The organism is Nocardioides donggukensis, assembly GCF_014842875.1.
In the GTDB taxonomy this organism is placed as follows: Bacteria; Actinomycetota; Actinomycetes; order Propionibacteriales; family Nocardioidaceae; genus Nocardioides; species Nocardioides donggukensis.
Genome location: NZ_JACYXZ010000002.1, coordinates 586531 through 602054 on the forward strand (window position 1 = coordinate 586531; position 15524 = coordinate 602054).

General features: G+C 71.6%; 14 protein-coding genes and 4 tRNA genes. 10 read left to right on the forward strand and 8 right to left on the reverse strand.

The genetic code is table 11. From position 1 onward, the window contains the following. The first annotated feature begins 77 nt into the window (after window positions 1-77). Window positions 78-2075: a sulfatase family protein gene (locus tag IE331_RS09135; protein ID WP_192142710.1), complete on the forward strand. Its 1998-nt coding sequence runs from the start codon at window positions 78-80 to the stop codon at window positions 2073-2075. 29 nt (window positions 2076-2104) lie between these two features. Here IE331_RS09135 and IE331_RS09140 read toward each other — a convergent pair whose 3' ends face one another. After that, window positions 2105-3361, reverse strand: coding sequence for a cation:proton antiporter (locus IE331_RS09140; protein WP_192142712.1), 1257 nt, complete (start codon window positions 3359-3361; stop codon window positions 2105-2107). A gap of 324 nt (window positions 3362-3685) precedes the next feature. Here IE331_RS09140 and IE331_RS09145 point away from each other — a divergent pair, with 324 nt between their 5' ends. Both IE331_RS09145 and IE331_RS09150 read left to right on the forward strand, forming a co-directional pair. Then, window positions 3686-4669 carry a hypothetical protein gene (locus IE331_RS09145; RefSeq protein WP_192142714.1) on the forward strand — a complete coding sequence of 328 codons (984 nt, stop codon included), beginning with the start codon at window positions 3686-3688 and terminating at the stop codon, window positions 4667-4669. Between the two features lie 123 nt (window positions 4670-4792). Further along, window positions 4793-6139, forward strand: coding sequence for an RNA polymerase sigma factor (locus tag IE331_RS09150; RefSeq protein WP_192142715.1), 1347 nt, complete (start codon window positions 4793-4795; stop codon window positions 6137-6139). A 143-nt stretch (window positions 6140-6282) separates the two neighbouring features. Here IE331_RS09150 and IE331_RS09155 read toward each other — a convergent pair. After that, window positions 6283-6354 (reverse strand) — tRNA-Val (locus IE331_RS09155). Between the two features lie 138 nt (window positions 6355-6492). On the opposite strand from IE331_RS09155, the gene IE331_RS09160 reads away from it, so the two are divergent. Next, window positions 6493-6924 carry an SsgA family sporulation/cell division regulator gene (locus IE331_RS09160; protein WP_201931494.1) on the forward strand — a complete coding sequence of 144 codons (432 nt, stop codon included), beginning with the start codon at window positions 6493-6495 and terminating at the stop codon, window positions 6922-6924. A 24-nt stretch (window positions 6925-6948) separates the two neighbouring features. Here IE331_RS09160 and IE331_RS09165 read toward each other — a convergent pair whose 3' ends face one another. Beyond that, window positions 6949-7770: an aminotransferase class IV gene (locus IE331_RS09165; RefSeq protein WP_192142716.1), complete on the reverse strand. Its 822-nt coding sequence runs from the start codon at window positions 7768-7770 to the stop codon at window positions 6949-6951. A 113-nt stretch (window positions 7771-7883) separates the two neighbouring features. Here IE331_RS09165 and IE331_RS09170 point away from each other — a divergent pair. From IE331_RS09170 to IE331_RS09185, 4 genes are all read left to right on the forward strand, one after another. Next, window positions 7884-7956: transfer RNA gene (locus IE331_RS09170), tRNA-Gly, on the forward strand. 32 nt (window positions 7957-7988) lie between these two features. Then, window positions 7989-8062 (forward strand) — tRNA-Cys (locus IE331_RS09175). Between the two features lie 27 nt (window positions 8063-8089). After that, window positions 8090-8164: transfer RNA gene (locus IE331_RS09180), tRNA-Val, on the forward strand. A 92-nt stretch (window positions 8165-8256) separates the two neighbouring features. After that, window positions 8257-9336 (forward strand): NAD(P)/FAD-dependent oxidoreductase, encoded by a 1080-nt coding sequence (locus IE331_RS09185; RefSeq protein WP_192142717.1) that lies wholly within the window; start codon window positions 8257-8259, stop codon window positions 9334-9336. A 13-nt stretch (window positions 9337-9349) separates the two neighbouring features. Here the strand turns inward: IE331_RS09185 and IE331_RS09190 are convergent, their stop codons facing one another. Genes IE331_RS09190 through IE331_RS09200 form a run of 3 tightly spaced genes read right to left on the reverse strand, consistent with a single transcriptional unit; the run spans window position 9350 to window position 11802 of the window. Beyond that, entirely contained in the window at window positions 9350-10441 is a 1092-nt protein-coding gene (locus IE331_RS09190; RefSeq protein WP_201931495.1) for a potassium channel family protein, read from the reverse strand. Between the two features lie 2 nt (window positions 10442-10443). Then, a complete protein-coding gene (locus tag IE331_RS09195) occupies window positions 10444-10788 on the reverse strand; it encodes a hypothetical protein (protein WP_192142718.1) in 345 nt (114 codons plus the stop codon). 24 nt (window positions 10789-10812) lie between these two features. Further along, complete coding sequence (locus tag IE331_RS09200) at window positions 10813-11802, reverse strand: YihY/virulence factor BrkB family protein (protein WP_201931496.1); 990 nt, start codon at window positions 11800-11802, stop codon at window positions 10813-10815. 18 nt (window positions 11803-11820) lie between these two features. Here IE331_RS09200 and IE331_RS09205 point away from each other — a divergent pair, with 18 nt between their 5' ends. Further along, entirely contained in the window at window positions 11821-13449 is a 1629-nt protein-coding gene (locus tag IE331_RS09205) for an acyl-CoA dehydrogenase family protein (RefSeq protein WP_192142720.1), read from the forward strand. A gap of 105 nt (window positions 13450-13554) precedes the next feature. Next, window positions 13555-13824, forward strand: coding sequence for a hypothetical protein (locus IE331_RS09210; protein ID WP_192142722.1), 270 nt, complete (start codon window positions 13555-13557; stop codon window positions 13822-13824). Between the two features lie 13 nt (window positions 13825-13837). Here the strand turns inward: IE331_RS09210 and IE331_RS09215 are convergent, their stop codons facing one another. Beyond that, a complete protein-coding gene (locus IE331_RS09215) occupies window positions 13838-14212 on the reverse strand; it encodes a VOC family protein (RefSeq protein WP_192142724.1) in 375 nt (124 codons plus the stop codon). Continuing rightward, window positions 14209-15459 (reverse strand): glucose-1-phosphate adenylyltransferase, encoded by a 1251-nt coding sequence (gene glgC / locus IE331_RS09220; protein WP_192142726.1) that lies wholly within the window; start codon window positions 15457-15459, stop codon window positions 14209-14211. The genes IE331_RS09215 and glgC overlap by 4 nt, the downstream gene beginning before the upstream one ends. Between the last annotated feature and the right edge of the window lie 65 nt (window positions 15460-15524).

A 15524-nucleotide genomic window follows, 5' to 3' on the forward strand; every position in this document is an offset into this window, starting at 1 on the left:
GGCACCGGGGCTCTACGATCGTATCCGTACCTCGGGCCGCGCCGCGCCCGGGATTGACCCGCCCCGAAGGAACCGGATTGCTCACCGACAAGCGCCCGTGGCTCATGGCCATGCTGCTGGTCGTGCTCGGGGCCGGCGGCTACGTCGCCCTCGATCGGTCCGGTGTCGTCGACGGGGTCGACGGTGGCAGCGACGGGCCGGTCGGGATCACCATCCCCGAGGAGCCGACCACCCGGGGCTCGGACGAGCCGATGACGACCCGGGTCTCGGTGGAGAACTCCGGCACCCGGGTCAGCGTGGCCGTGCACACGGGCGAGCGACCGTGGTCGGAGAAGCTGGCGGTGACGCTCAACGGGGAGCGGATCGTGCTCCGGCGTGGCGAGCCCGCCCCCGACGGCTCGTGCCGCCCGGAGGTGCGGGCCGTGCGGTCGTCGCTGCTGACCCGGCTGACCTACGACCGTGCCTGCGTCCCGGACCGCGACGACGAGACCAGCGCGCGCTCGGGGACGGTCCGGGCCTCGGTCCGGGTCGACGGCGGCGAGCGGGTGCGAGCGAGGGCGGCGCTGAGCGAGCGGCCGAACGTCGTGATGATCATGGTCGACGACATGCGCACCGACGAGCTGCGCTGGATGCCCAACGTGCGCAAGCTCATCGGCAAGCAGGGAGTCACCTTCACGAACGGCTTCTCGGGCTTCCCGCTGTGCTGCCCGGCCCGGGCCTCGGTGCTGAGCGGGCAGCTCCCCCACAACCACGGCGTGTGGTCGCACCAGCCGCCGTGGGGGTTCTCCTCGTTCGAGGACGCCTCGACGTTCCCGGTGTGGTTGCAGCAGAGCGGCTACACCACGACGTACCTGGGGAAGTACCTCAACGGGTACGGCCGGGAGCCGCGGCCGGGCAACAACACCGGCACGTCGACGCAGTACGTCCCGCCCGGGTGGGACCGGTGGCTCGGCTCCGTGGACGGCGGGATGCCGCCCGGCCACCCCGACGACGGGGGCACCTACCGGTTCTACGACACGACGCTGAACGACAACGGCTTCGGCTACCTGCCGCTGCAGGGCGAGTACCAGTCCCGGGCCTACGCCCGGCTGACCGGCGAGACGCTGGAGGAGCTGTCCGGGCAGGACGACCCGTTCTTCAGCTACGTCTCGTTCACGGCCCCGCACCACGGCGGCCCGCGCGAGTCCGACGACCCCGAGGGGATCGTGACCCCGGCCCGCCCGAAGTCCCTGTGGGGCGCCTTCGACGACGTCATCACCGAGGCGCCGGGGGCGGACTGGGACGACCCGGACCGCAGCGACAAGCCGAAGATCCTGCGCCGCGACCTGTCCGAGGCGACACTGCGGAAGGTGCTCGCGGCGACCCGGCAGCGGGCCGAGGCGCTGACGGTGGTCGACGAGTCGGTCGGGCGGATCATCGGGACGCTGCGCCGGACCGGCGAGCTGGACGACACGATGGTGCTGTTCACCAGCGACAACGGCTACTTCCAGGGTGAGCAGGGCCGGCCGCAGGGCAAGATCCTCCCCTACGAGCCGTCGCTGCGGGTGCCGGTGCTGATGCGCGGCCCGGGCATCCCGCGGGACGAGGTGCGGACCGACCCGTTCCTCTCGGTCGACTACGCCTCCACGTTCGCCGACCTGGCCGACGTCGACCCGACCACCTCGGTCGACGGCCGCTCGCTGCTCGACGTGGCCCGGCTCGGCGACGAGTCGGACGGCGACACGTGGAGCCGGGTGGTGCTGACCGAGACCCAGCCGACCAGGGCGGTCCAGGCCGCGACCGCCGCGGTCGACCCGGTCGGCTCTCAGACCGACGACATGCTGCTGGCGAAGATCTCCGGGCTGCGGACCGGGCGCTACCTCTACACCGAGCACCAGCCGGAGCCCGGGGACGCGAAGCCGGGCATCCTGGTGGAGTTGTACGACGTGCTCGAGGACCCCGAGCAGTACGACAACCTGGCGATCGACCCGGAGTACGCCGACCTGGTCGACGAGCTGTCCGGGGTGCTGGCGAAGGCCCGGACCTGCGTCGGCTCGGAGTGCACCGAGCAGCTGCTGCCGGCGAACCTGCGCTGAGCCTCCCCGGTCCCCTGCCGGTTCACGGGCTACGGCGCGAGACGGCGCCGAGTCGGCAGTTCCTCGGCCGGGCCTATCTCGGTCATGGCCTCCGTCTCGGCGGCCAGCCGGCGTCCGAGCCGCCCGGCCCACGGGGAGGCGGTCATGCCGTGGGCGAAGACGCTGACCAGGACGGTCCAGGCGGCGATCGTGAAGACCAGCTCCCCGCCCTCGGTCTCCAGACCCTCGGCGACGAGCAGTGCGAACAGGATCGAGGCCAGCCCGCGCGGCCCGAACCAGCCGAAGAACAGCCTGGTCTCGATCAGCGTCCCCGAGCCCGTGAGCGAGAGGAACACCGGGACCATCCGGACCACGGTGAGCGACGCCACGACGTACCCGGCGATCTGCCAGCTGAGGTCGCCGAGCACCGGGCCGACCACCGCGGCGCCGAAGATCAGGAAGGTGACCGCGCCGAGGAGCTCGCCCTCGTCCTCGGTGAAGTCCTGGACGCCGTGGCACTGGCGCCGGGCGACCTGGCCGAAGGCGAGGCCGGCGGTGAAGGCGGCGATGAAGCCGTTGCCGTCGAGGACGCCCGCCAGGGCGAACGCGGAGACGGCGATCGCGATCGTGGCCAGCTGCCGGTAGACGCCCTCCACGGCGCCGGCCGAGGCGCGGTGGTCGAGCAGCCGGCCGCCCAGGGCCCCGAGCGCCAGCCCGACGAGCACCCCGAACCCGACCTGTCGGGCGGCCAGCTCGAGCCAGTCACTCGCTCCCCCGACCTCCTCCGCGACCGTGACCGCGAGCAGCACCGTCACGACCGGGACCGCGATGCCGTCGTTGAGGCCGCTCTCGACGTTGAGGGCCTGCCGGATCCGGACCGGCAGCCGGCGGTCGCTCACCACGGCCTGCCCGAGCGCGGCGTCCGTGGGGGCGAGCACGGCGGCGAGCAGGGCGGCCTCGGCGATCCCGAGCTCGGGTACGACGAGGAGCGCGACGCCGGTGCCGGCGAGGATCGTCAGCGGCATCCCGATCCCGAGCATCCGGCCCGGCAGCGTGGCCTGGCGGCGCATGACCCGCAGGTCGATCCGGATGGCGTCGGTGAAGAGCACCAGCACCAGCGTGGCCTCGACCAGGATCGAGACCGCCTCGCCCTCCAGCTCGAGGTCGAACCAGCCGAGGCCACCGACGCCGACGACGAGGCCGATCGTGGTGAACACCATCGGTGCGGTGACCGGGGTCATCGCCAGCCTGCCGGAGACCAGCGCGAACGCCAGGACCGAGAGGGCGATGAGCAGGAGCTCGACCATCTGCCCAGTCTGCACGCAAAAGGCCGCCCGTGGCGGGGCGGCCAGTGACGCGATTCTGGTGGGCGACACTGGGTTCGCATCGCTTCCGACGTTCATCGACGGGCCGCTACCGAGGCCTCCGCGTGCACCGAGGATGACCCCGACCTGCCCGCTGAGTCGGTCGCACAGCTCCGCGCGTACGTCGAGGGCTTGGTCGAACCCCCTCGGGGACCACCTGTCACCGGTCTAGTCGTCTCCGCCGACCGAGTACCCCTGCAGGGCCGGGAGACGATTCTCCGGTCGAAGGCGCCTCCCGCCGGCGCCACCGACCCCTGAGGAGTAACCATGTCCCCCACGTTCTTGGGACGTGCCGTCGCCATCCTGGCAGTGGCCTGTCTCACCTTCGTCGGCCAACCGGCCGTAGCGGCGTCGGGCGCCAAGCATGTCGGCGACGTCCGCGCCAAGGCCATGAAGGTCCGCATCGACAAGCCCAACGGCAACCGTGGCTGGGCGGAGGTGTCCAAGCAGACCCGCGTCGTCCTCAAGAGCCGGGACGGCGAGCGGACCCGTGGTGACCTCAACGACCTCGCCCGCGGCGCCAAGGTCCTCCGCAAGAGGGGCACCAACGGTGAGCTGAGGCGGGTCGTCCTCGCGGCGAGCCCGACCGGCAACGCCGATTGTTCCTTCGACTCCTCCTCCGACGACGGCGACGACGTCTCCAACGACGAGTCGTTCGACTGCTCCAGCGACTACGACGACGGCGTGGTGGACACGAGCGAGGACTGCTCCTACGACGCATCCTCCGATGGTCCGGCCAGCGACTGGTCGATGGACACGTCGTGGGACTGCTCGTTCTCCGAGTCCGACGACCGAGCTGACTCCGACATCGACTGGGACTGCTCCTACTCGGCGTCCGCCGGTGGTTACGAGGACGCTGACGGCGGCGATGTCGACGCCGACCTCGACTTCGACTGCTCGTGGAGTGGCGCAGGCACGGGTTCGGCCCTGTGGGACTGCCGCTTCCTCCCCGGCGTCCTGGGGTTCAAGTGCGTCTCGCCGCAGCTGGGCCAGGAGTTCACGTACACGATCGACACCGAGTCGATGCAGTTCGTGGGCGGCATGGACTTCTCCAAGGATCTCATCACGAAGAAGCCCGGTGACAGGGGTCTGTCGTGCTCGGGCAGCGAGGTCGACGGCTATGACTGCGACTACGACGGCGGCTCGGAGAGCGGGAACTGCGGCGTCGACTGGTCCTTCGACGAGTCCAGAGGCACCGAGGACGGCGATGTCAGCGGCAGTCTCTCCTACGACTGCTCCTGGGACGCCTGACGGCAGCGGCCGCAGGCTCGCGATCGTGGCTCACGCCGCGGCCCGAGCCTGCGATCCGCCCGCTGCCGCGGATCCTTCGAGAGATCGGCAGACGTGGACGCGACAAGGCCCCACACTTCGCAGGTGCCCCCCACACAGTTCGCCCGCCTGCTGGCGGCAGCCTGCTGTGGGGAGCAGTGGGCGTTCACCGACCTGTGGGCCGCCTACGCGCCACGCATTCACGGCTTCGTCCGTGCCCGCGGCTCAGCGGACCCCGAGGCACTGACCAACGACGTCTTCCTCGCCGTGTTCTCCCGGATCGAGCAGTTCAACGGTGGACCGGACGCATTCGCAGCGCTGCTGTTCACCGTGACGCGGCGCCGGCTGGTCGACGAACAGCGGCGTCGAGGGCGACGACCCACCGAGCACGAATGGTGTCCCGAGGAGGACCTGCGCGTCACCGCGAGTGCGGAGGAATCAGTCCTCGACCGGGCAGCAGCAGCCGAGGCACGAGCTCTGCTCCAAGCACTGTCACCAGAACAGCGGGACGTGCTGCTGCTCCGCATCTACGGCGACCTCAGCATCGACCGCACTGCGCAGTCAGGACTCGCGCCGCTCGTCATCACCCGATCCGCACAGTCAGGAGGCGCGCTCATGAGGCCCACGAAGCACGAGCAGTTCGAGCAGCTCCACGAGCTGGCGCTGATCCTGGAGCGCGCTTACCCGGTGACCATGCCGCTGCCGAAGGACGCTTCCCTCGCCTACGTCGACGCCGAACGACTGACCGGACTGCCGCTACCCGCCCCAAGCCTCCCGGATCGGGGCCTCCCGGATCGCGGTCTCCCGTCCGTGGCGTCGGTGCGGGGCCGAGTGGTCCGCTGGCTCGCGGGACTCGGCCTCGTCGGCCAATCCTTGATCGGAACCTCCGTGGCCCTGGCGGCGGTCGGGGGCGCGGGCGTCCTCGACGTGCTGCCGGAGCCGATCCAGCGCGTGTTCGACCAGGCCTTCACGCAGGACATCCCGATCCTGGAGGAGGAGTCCGCCGAGCCGGCCCCCACCGTCCCCGCACCCGAGGACACCCCGGGCGGCCTCGACCAGGACCGAGCTGGCGACCCGCGACTTCGCGAGGATGGCCGGGGCAATCGAGACGGCCGAGGGGACCGATCCGAGGGTCGTGGCACTCCGTCGCCCTCCGACGGCGGCCCCAGCGCGACGGGCACCGGCGGTGCTACAACCTCTGAAGTCCCCGCATCGACCCAGCCCACTCCGCACCAGCCCGGCACCGGGTCCACGAGCCATCCCGACGGTCGCGATAGGGACAAGGACCGCGCTGAGGCGGAGAAGGACGCCGCCGAAGACGCAGCCGGCGACGCCAAGGACGCCGCCGAAGACGCAGCCGGTGACAACAAGGACGCCGCCGAGGATGCGGCCGGTGACGCCAAGGACGCCGCCGAGGAGGAGAGGGACCGCGAGGACCCGGCCGACGACTAGCGCTGCAGCCGCCTCGCACCTCACGGTCATCATCGATTCTTCGGGGCCGCGCAGCTCTTCGGGGTCCTCGCGATCTGGCGCGTAGATGACACGGGGCCGGTTCCCTTCGCGGGAAACCGGCCTCTGCCCTGCGGCTATCTCGGTGGGCGATACTGGGTTCGAACCAGTGACCTCTTCGGTGTGAACGAAGCGCGCTACCACTGCGCCAATCGCCCGCGTGGTGCGCCGGGAACTCTAGCGCAGACCCCCTCGGATCCTGAATCGGGGGCGCCGCGAAAGCTTTCTGTGATTTTCCCGTCATGGTTCCGTCACCGGCTCGTTTACCTGTCAAGAGGGCAACGAGGAGGTGCGAGATGCAGCAGGACCGGAAGACATGCACTGAACACGTCACGCAGACCATTGCGATGGAGTGCGTCGACGTGGACGGGCTGTCCATGACGCTGGCGGCCGAGCTGGGCTACTGCCCGGACGACCCCTACGCCGTGACCGCCACGTTCAAGTCACCTGGGGGGGATGTCTTGTGGACCTTCGCTCGCGACCTGCTCGCTCGGGGACTGACCGACCCGGTCGGGGATGGCGACGTGCACGTGTGGCCGTGCCTCGACACGTCCGGCCGGGCGGTCGTCATCGTCGAGCTGCACTCCCCTGAGGGCGAGCTCCTCGTCCAGGGTTCCACGCACGAGATCACCCGGTTCGTGAACCGGACGCTGGCCCTCGTGCCGGCCGGGCTCGAGTCCGACCGCGTCGACGTCGACCAGCTCATCGACCAGCTGCTCGGAGCCTGAGGGCTCCACACCGGAGCCCGCCCGTCAGGGGTCGGGGCTCTCCGACTCCCGGGCCGCCCAGGTGTGTGCCGCCTCGGTGGTGACCGGTCCCGGCGTGGGGAGGGACCGGCCATCACAGGCGTGCACGCCCTGGACGTCGCGGGTGGTCGAGGCCAGGAAGATCTCCGAGGCCTCCCCCAGCACCTCCACCGGCTCGTCCACCTCGCGGACGTCGCACCACTCCAGCAGCAGCGCCCGGGTCACCCCGGCCAGGCAGCCCGACGCCAGCGTCGGCGTCCGCAGCTCGCCGTCGACGACGTAGAAGACGTTCGTTCCCGTGCCCTCGCACAGGTTGCCCACCGTGTTGGCGAAGATCGCCTCGCTCGCGCCGGCCTCGGCCGCCCGCGCCAGGGCCAGCACGTTCTCCCCGTACGACGTGGTCTTGAGGCCGGCGAGCGCGCCCCGCTCGTTGCGGGGCCAGGGCACCGTGATCACGGCCGTCGTCGGCTCGAAGGGCGCCATCGGGGCCGCGACCACCACCAGCGTGGGGTCGGCGTCGCCGCGGTTGGAGCCGAGGGGCGCCGGGCCGCCGGAGTAGGTGATCCGGATCCGACCCCGAGGCAGCTCGTGGCCGTCGAGCACCGCCTCCACCCCGCGGCGTACCAGCGCGTCGTCGACGGGGGGCAGGCCCAGGCCGCGGGCGCTGCGGGCGAGCCGGTCGAGGTGCCGGGTGAGCGCGAACGGCCGGCCATCGACGACCTTGATCGCCTCGAAGACGGCGTCGCCGACGGTGAACCCGTGGTCGGTCACCGAGATCGCCGGTCCGGCCGGATCCGCCTGCAGCTGCCCGTTCACCCACGCTCGCATGGGGCCAATCTATGCGTCGAACCGCTCGGACACGCGCCGCCCGACCCGGATTTTGCCTCCCCCGGGAGGTCGGCTAGTGTTCTCACGCACGCCCGGTCAACGCCGGGATGCAGGCGGACGTAGCTCAGTTGGTAGAGCGCAACCTTGCCAAGGTTGAGGTCGCGAGTTCGAGCCTCGTCGTCCGCTCGGAGAGGTCTCTCCCCACGTTGGACCTCCACGGTGGGTTGGCCGAGAGGCGAGGCAACGGACTGCAAATCCGTGTACACGGGTTCAAATCCCGTACCCACCTCCACACCAGCACACCACAACTGAAGAGCACGGGCGATTGGCGCAGTGGTAGCGCGCTTCCTTGACACGGAAGAGGTCACTGGTTCAAACCCAGTATCGCCCACCAGCTTCACCGCCCAGGCACATCAGGTCGTGTGCCTCAGAGGGCGCCATAGCCCGGTCTCAGGCACACAACCGATCTCCGGGCAGGATGGCCCCATGGATCTGCTGCTCGTCGGCGCCGGCCACGCCCACCTCTACGTGGTCAAGCACGCCGCGGAGCTCCTGGCCGCGGGCTACCGCGTGACGCTGCTGTCCCCGCGCACCTTCCACTACAGCGGCGTCGCCTCGGCCGCCGCCGCCGGTGAGCTCCCCGCCGACACCGGGCGGATCGACGTCGCGGCGCTCGCCGGTCATGCCGGAGTCGAGCACCACGACGGGGTGCTCGCGGACCTCGACCTGGAGACGCGGACGGCGAGAGCCGGCGACGGGACCGAGCTCACCTACGACGTCATCTCCCTCAACATCGGCAGCGTCGTCGCTCCACCCGACATGACCGTCGACGACGCCGTGCTCCGGGTGAAGCCGCTCAGCGCGCTGGAGAGCCTCGGGGCCCACCTCGCCGACCCCCGGCTCCGAGGAGCGGCGCGGGTCACCGTCGTGGGCGGCGGCTCCAGCGGCGTCGAGCTCGCCGCTCAGCTGGCCTGCCACCCGGCGGTGTCCCAGGTGCGGCTGGTCGAGGCCGGTCGACGGCTGACCCCGGAGCTCCCGGAGGGCGCCGGCAGGCGGCTGGAGCGCCTGATGGGCAAGCGGGGCGTCGAGGTCCGCACCGGCTGCGCGATCACCCACCTCGGCGAGCGGGTGGCCCGCCGCACCGACGGCTCCGAGCTCGACCACGACCTCGCGATCCTCGCCACCGGCCTCGCGGCGCCGCCTCTGGTCGAGGAGCTCGACCTCGGCAGTCGCAACGGCATCCCGGTGCGCGCGACCCTGCTGCACCGTGCCCACGACGACCTGTACGCCGCCGGGGACTGCGCGCACTTCCTCCCGCGGCGACTCCCCCGGGTCGGCGTCCACGGCGTCCGCCAGGGACCGGTGCTGCACGCCAGCCTGCTCGCGCGTCGGGCCGGCGACCCGCTGCCGACGTACCAGCCGCAGGCCAAGGCCCTCGCGGTGCTCGACCTCGGTCAGGGCCTCGGCCTCGCCGCACGCGGCGACCGGTGGTGGCTGGGCCGTTCCGCGCTCTGGCTCAAGCGCCGGATCGACCGCCGTTGGCTGGCGCGCTACCGGACGACATGAGCCGAGGCCCCCGCTAGTCGTCCTCGTCGACGGTGGTGTCCTCGTTGTGGGTCCCTGGCCGCGGCGCCCACGGCAGCTCCTTGGCCGGGCGTACGACGATCAGCCGGTCACCGCGCGCCAGCTGGGTCACGACCGGGTCGAAGTAGCGGTAGACCTTCTCGTCCCGCACCACCGAGATCACCTGGTCCGGCAGCGACTGGGGCTGCTTGCCGACCTCGGTGACCAGCAGGTCGCGCTCGGCGACCTCGAGCCCGGTGCCGTAGGTGAGCAGGTCCTCCATCACCTCGCCCAGCGTCGGCGACACCGAGGAGAGCCCGAGCAGCCGGCCGACCGCCTCGCTGGAGGTGACCACCGCGTCGGCACCGCTCTGGCGCACCAGCGGCACGTTGTCCTGCTCGCGGACCGCCGCCACGATGTAGGCGTCCGGGTTGACCTGCCGCACAGTGAGGGTGGCCAGGATCGTGGAGTCGTCGCGGTCGGTGGTGATGATCACCTGGTTCGCGCGCTGGATGCCGGCCCGGCGCAGCACCTGCCGGCCGGTCGCGTCGCCGGTGACGACGGCGAGGCCGTCCTCGTGCGCGTCGTCGAGCGCCGCCGGGTTGGGGTCGACCACGACGATCGACTCCTTGCGCAGGCCGTTCTGCAGCAGCGTGCCGACGGCCGCCCGGCCCTTCGTGCCGTAGCCGATGACGACGACGTGCTCATCCATGTACTTCCTCCATCTGGCGACCCGGAACATCTCCCGCCCCTGCGAGGCGAGCACCTCGAGCGTGGTGCCGATCAGCAGCACCAGGAAGCCGATCCTGGCCGGGGTGACCACGAACGCGTTGATCAGCCGCGCCCGCTCGGTGACCGGTGCGATGTCGCCGTAGCCGGTCGTGCTCAGCGTGACCGTCGTGTAGTAGACGGCGTCCAGGAAGTCGACCTCGTTGGTCGGGTCGCTGTTGTCGTTGTAGCCGTCGGCGTCGAGCCAGACGATCAGCACCACCGTGACGATGATCCCCAGCGCCAGCAGCACGCGTCGGCCCAGCTGCCACCACGGCGAGTGCTGTGCCTCCGGCAGCGCGATCCGCTCGAAGGCGGACGGACGGGTCTCCTCGGCCACGGCTAGCGGTCGACTTCGCCGAAGATCGCGACCCGGTCGTCCTCGGGCCCCTCGAGGCCCTCGGTCAGGATCGAGACGAAGCGAAACTGGTCGCCCTCCTCCGGACGCGGGGAGTTGCCGGCCCGCTGCCAGATCCCGCAGAGCCGGCCGTCGTCGGCGCCCTCGTGCTCGTCGACGCCGTCACCGACCAGGCACATCCGCTGGGTGCTCGACTCGTAGCTCTCCACGACGCCGATGGTGCGCTCGGGGGTGTCCGGCCCGGCCACGACGCCCACGAGGTAGCCCCCGAGCAGGCAGAGACCCGCCCCCGCGAGGACGACCGGGGTCGGCAGGTTGACGTTTCCCACGCGGAGAAGTGTGACACGCGGGGGTCAGCCCTTCTCGACTCCCCGGGGCGGTTGGCGCGGCGTGTACCGGTCGGCTATCCGCGCGGGCAGCACCCCGCTCAGCCGCCGCAGCAGCTCGGTGCGCGCCCGCTCGGTCGAGTTCTGCGGGAAGACCTCGTCGACGGCGGCGTTCAGCGCGGCACCGATGAGCACCGCGATCGACACCACGTAGAGCCACAGCAGGACGGCGATCGGGGCGGCCAACGGTCCGTAGACCGAGGCCGACTCGGCGGCGGTGACGGTGAGGAACCACCGCAGCAGGTAGGAGCCGAAGATCCAGGCGACCAGGCTGAACGTCGCCCCCGGCAGGTTGTAGCGCCAGGCGGTCCGCACCGGCACCGACACGTGGTAGAGCGTCGCCAGGAAGCAGATGCAGAGCACGATGACGGTCGGCCAGTAGAGGTCGGCCAGGAAGTCGAGCCGCCCTGACAGCGCCGCGCCGACCAGGCTCGGGCCGGCCACCACGAGCGGCAGCGTGATCACGCCCGTGACCAGCCCCATCACGTAGAGGCCGAAGGACAGGGCCCGGGTCTTGACGATCCCCCGGTGGCCGCCGAGGCCGTGCATGATCGTGATGGTGTCGACGAAGACGTTCAGCGCGCGCGACCCGGACCACAGCGCGAGGATGAAGCCGATCGAGATGATGTCGAACCGGCCGCTCGAGAGCACGTCGTCCAGCGTCGGCACGATGATCTTGTCGACCGCGCTGTCGGTCAGCGCCTGGTTGGCCAGGTTGAGCACCGCCTGCCGGATCTCGATCACCTGGTCGTCGCTGAACCGCTCCCCCACGTAGCCGATCGCCCCGGCCAGCGCGAAGACCAGCGGCGGCATCGACAGCACCGCGAAGAACGCCGCCTCCGCGGCCAGCCCGGTCACCCGGTGCCGCATGCACGAGGCCACGGTGCGCACGATCAGCCGCCACAGGAGCCGGGCCGCCGTCCGGGCCAGCCCGTCACGCTCCCTGTCCGCGGCCATGGGGCCTACGGTATCGACATGGACACCGACTTCCGGGTAGCCACCAACCAGGCGCCGCCACTGGCCGGCCACAACGTCGTCACCGCCGACCGGGCCCTGGTCGAGGCGGTCGGTCGGCACGCCGAGCCGGCGGTCGTCGACGACCTCTCCGCCCTCGGCGAGGAGGCCGGCACCGCCGAGGCCCGCGAGCACGGGATGCTCGCCAACCGCTTCCACCCCGAGCTCACGCCGTACGACCGCTACGGCAACCGGATCGACGAGGTCGCCTTCCACCCGTCCTGGCACTGGCTGATGGAGCGGGCCGTCGGCCACGGCCTGGCCGCCACGCCGTGGGAGTCGGACTCCCCGCACGCCCACGTGCGCCGGGCGGCCGGGTTCCTCGCCTGGAGCCAGACCGAGCCCGGGCACGGCTGCCCGATCTCCATGACGTACGCCGCGGTGCCGGCGCTGCGTGCCGACGAGACGATTGCCAAGGAGTGGACCCCGCTGCTGGCGTCCACGACGTACGACCCCGGGCTGCGGCCGGCCGCCGACAAGCGCGGCGCGCTGGCCGGGATGGGGATGACCGAGAAGCAGGGCGGCTCCGACGTCCGCGCCAACCTCACCGAGGCCCGGCCCGCGGGCGACGGCGGCTACACGCTGCACGGACACAAGTGGTTCACCTCGGCGCCCATGAACGACGTGTTCCTCACCCTCGCCCAGGCCGAGGACGGGCTCACCTGCTTCGTGGTGCCCCGGGTGCTCGAGGACGGCACCCGCAACCGGCTCGACGTGGTCCGGCTCAAGGACAAGCTCGGCAACCGCTCCAACGCCTCCTCCGAGCTGGAGTTCCACGGCACCTGGGCGACGCGACTCGGGGACGAGGGCCGCGGCGTGCGCACGATCATCGAGATGGTCGCCGCCACCCGGCTCGACTGCGTGCTCGGCTCGGCCTCGCTGATGCGTCGGGCGCTGGCCGAGGCCTCGTGGCACGTGGCGCACCGCGCCGCCTTCGGCTCACCGCTCGCCGACAAGCCGCTCATGCAGAACGTCGTCGCCGACCTCGCCGTCGAGTCCGAGGCGGCCACCGCGCTCGCGATCCGGCTGGCGGCCGCCGTCGACGGCCGGGACGACCCGCACGAGGCCGCGCTGCGCCGGATCGCCCTGCCCCTGGCCAAGTTCTGGGTGTGCAAGCGCACCCCGGCCATGGTCGCCGAGGCGCTGGAGTGCCTGGGCGGCAACGGGTACGTCGAGGAGTCGGGGCTGCCGCTGCTCTTCCGCGAGTCGCCGCTGAACTCCGTGTGGGAGGGCTCGGGCAACGTCAACGCGCTCGACGTGCTCCGGGCGCTCGGCCGCGAGCCGGAGGTGCTGCAGGCCTGGATCACCGAGGTCGGTCAAGCCCGCGGCGCCGACCCGCGACTCGACCACGCGATCGACCGGGCGCTGGCGCTGCTCGGCGACGCCGGCGCTCTCGAGGTCGGCGCCCGGCGGCTGGCCGGCCAGATGGCCGCCTGCCTGCAGGGCGCGCTGCTGGTGCGCTTCGCGCCGCCCGAGGTGGCCGACGCGTTCTGCGCGAGCCGGCTCGACGGCGGCTATCAGGGGACGTTCGGCACCCTGCCGGGGGCGGACTTCCGGTCGATCGTCGAGCGGACCACCCCGGTCGTCTGACCGGTCGGACACGTCTGGACCGCTGCCGGTCGCGGGCGTTTCGTGCTTCCCGGGCGCCGAGACGCGCGCGTATCGTCGAGCACCAGGGGATGAGGGGGGATCATCATGGGGAGCTCGAGCACGATCTACACGATGGGGACGCTGCTCTCGCGGGCCGCGGAGGCCGGCACCGAGGTGCGGGTGCTGGTCGAGGGCTGCTGGCTCAGCGGGACGCCGGTCGCCCACGACGGGTACGGCGTGCTGCTGGAGACCGTCGACCACCAGCACTCACTCGTGCGGGTGGAGGCGATCAGTGCCGTCACCTACGCCCCGGCACCGTCCCGGCCGGTGCCCGCGCAGCGCCGGCCCGAGTGGGACGTCGCCCCGGCCATGTGACCGGGGGCCGGGCTCAGCCACGCATCTCCTCGACGGTGCGCGAGAGCAGGCAGAACTCGTTGCCCTCGGGGTCGCCGAGCACCACCCAGGAGACCTCGCTCCCCTGGCCCACGTCGACCGGCCGCGCACCCAGGGCGAGCAGCCGGTCCAGCTCCTCGCCGGTCGTCGTGCCCTCGGCGCGGAGGTCGAGGTGCAGTCGGTTCTTGACGGCCTTGCGCTCGGGCACCGCGAACACGTCGATGGTCGGCCACGAGCCGTCGGCCGCGCCGATGCTGATGCCGTCCTCGTCCTCCTCGACGACCTGCCAGCCGAGGGCCCGGCACCAGAAGTCGGCGACCACCCTGGGCTCGAGCGCGTCGATGACGATGGCCGCGAGCCGGCCGGTCACGCGCCCGCGACGCCCTGGTTCTTGGACAGCACCGTGATCCCGTCCTCGACGACGTACCCGGCCGCCCGGTCGGCCTCGGGGTCGACGCCGATCTGCACGCCCGGGGGCACCTCGACGTACTTGTCGAGGATCGCGTTGCGGACCACGGCGCCCTCGCAGACCCGGACCCCGGACAGCAGCACCGAGCCGGTGACCTCGGCCCCCGACTTCACCCACACCCCCGGCGACAGCACGGAGTTGCTCAGCGAGCCACCGGAGACCACCACGCCCGGCGACAGGATCGAGTTGTGCACGACCGGCTGCCGGCCGCCCTCCCCCTCGACCAGCTTGGCGGGAGGGTTCGGGCCGTAGTCGGTGTAGATCGGCCACGCGGAGTTGTAGAGGTTGAACGTCGGCAGCGGCGAGACCAGGTCCATGTGCGCGTCGTAGTAGGAGCGCATCGTCCCCACGTCGCGCCAGTAGTCCCGGTCGCGGTCGATCGAGCCGGCGACCTCGTTGTCCTTGAAGTCGTAGACGCCGGCGTCGCCCCGGGCCACGAACGACGGCATGATGTCGCCGCCCATGTCGTGGCGCGAGCCCTCCCGCTCGGCGTCGGCGGTGACCGCCTCCCGGAGGGCGACGGCGTCGAAGACGTAGTTGCCCATCGAGGCGAGCACCTCGTGCGGGGAGTCCGGCAGCCCGACCGGGTCGGTGGGCTTCTCGAGGAACGCGCGGATCCGGCTCGGGTCGTCCGGGTCGACGTCGATGACGCCGAACTGGTCGGCCAGGCCGATCGGCTGGCGGATCGCCGCGACGGTGGCGCCGCGGCCGGACTCGACGTGCGCCTCCACCATCTGCGCGAAGTCCATGCGGTAGACGTGGTCGGCGCCGACCACCACGACGATGTCGGGCCGCTCGTCGTTGAGCAGGTTCAGCGACTGGAAGATCGCATCGGCGCTGCCGAGGTACCAGCGCTTGCCCACCCGCTGCTGGGCCGGCACCGGGGTCACGTAGTTGCCGAGCAGCGTCGACATCCGCCAGGTGGTGGTGATGTGCCGGTCCAGGCTGTGCGACTTGTACTGCGTGAGCACGACCACCTTGAGGTAGCCGGAGTTCACGACGTTCGACAGTGCGTAGTCGATCAGCCGGTACGTGCCGCCGAAGGGCACCGCCGGTTTGGCCCGGTCGGCGGTGAGCGGCATCAGGCGCTTCCCCTCCCCGCCGGCCAGCACGATCGTCAGGACCTTCTTGCGCGCAGCGGGTGACATGTCACGAACCTAGCGAAGGTTCCGGCCCGCGGGCAGGGGGTGCGCCCAGGTCGAAGGGGAGTAGT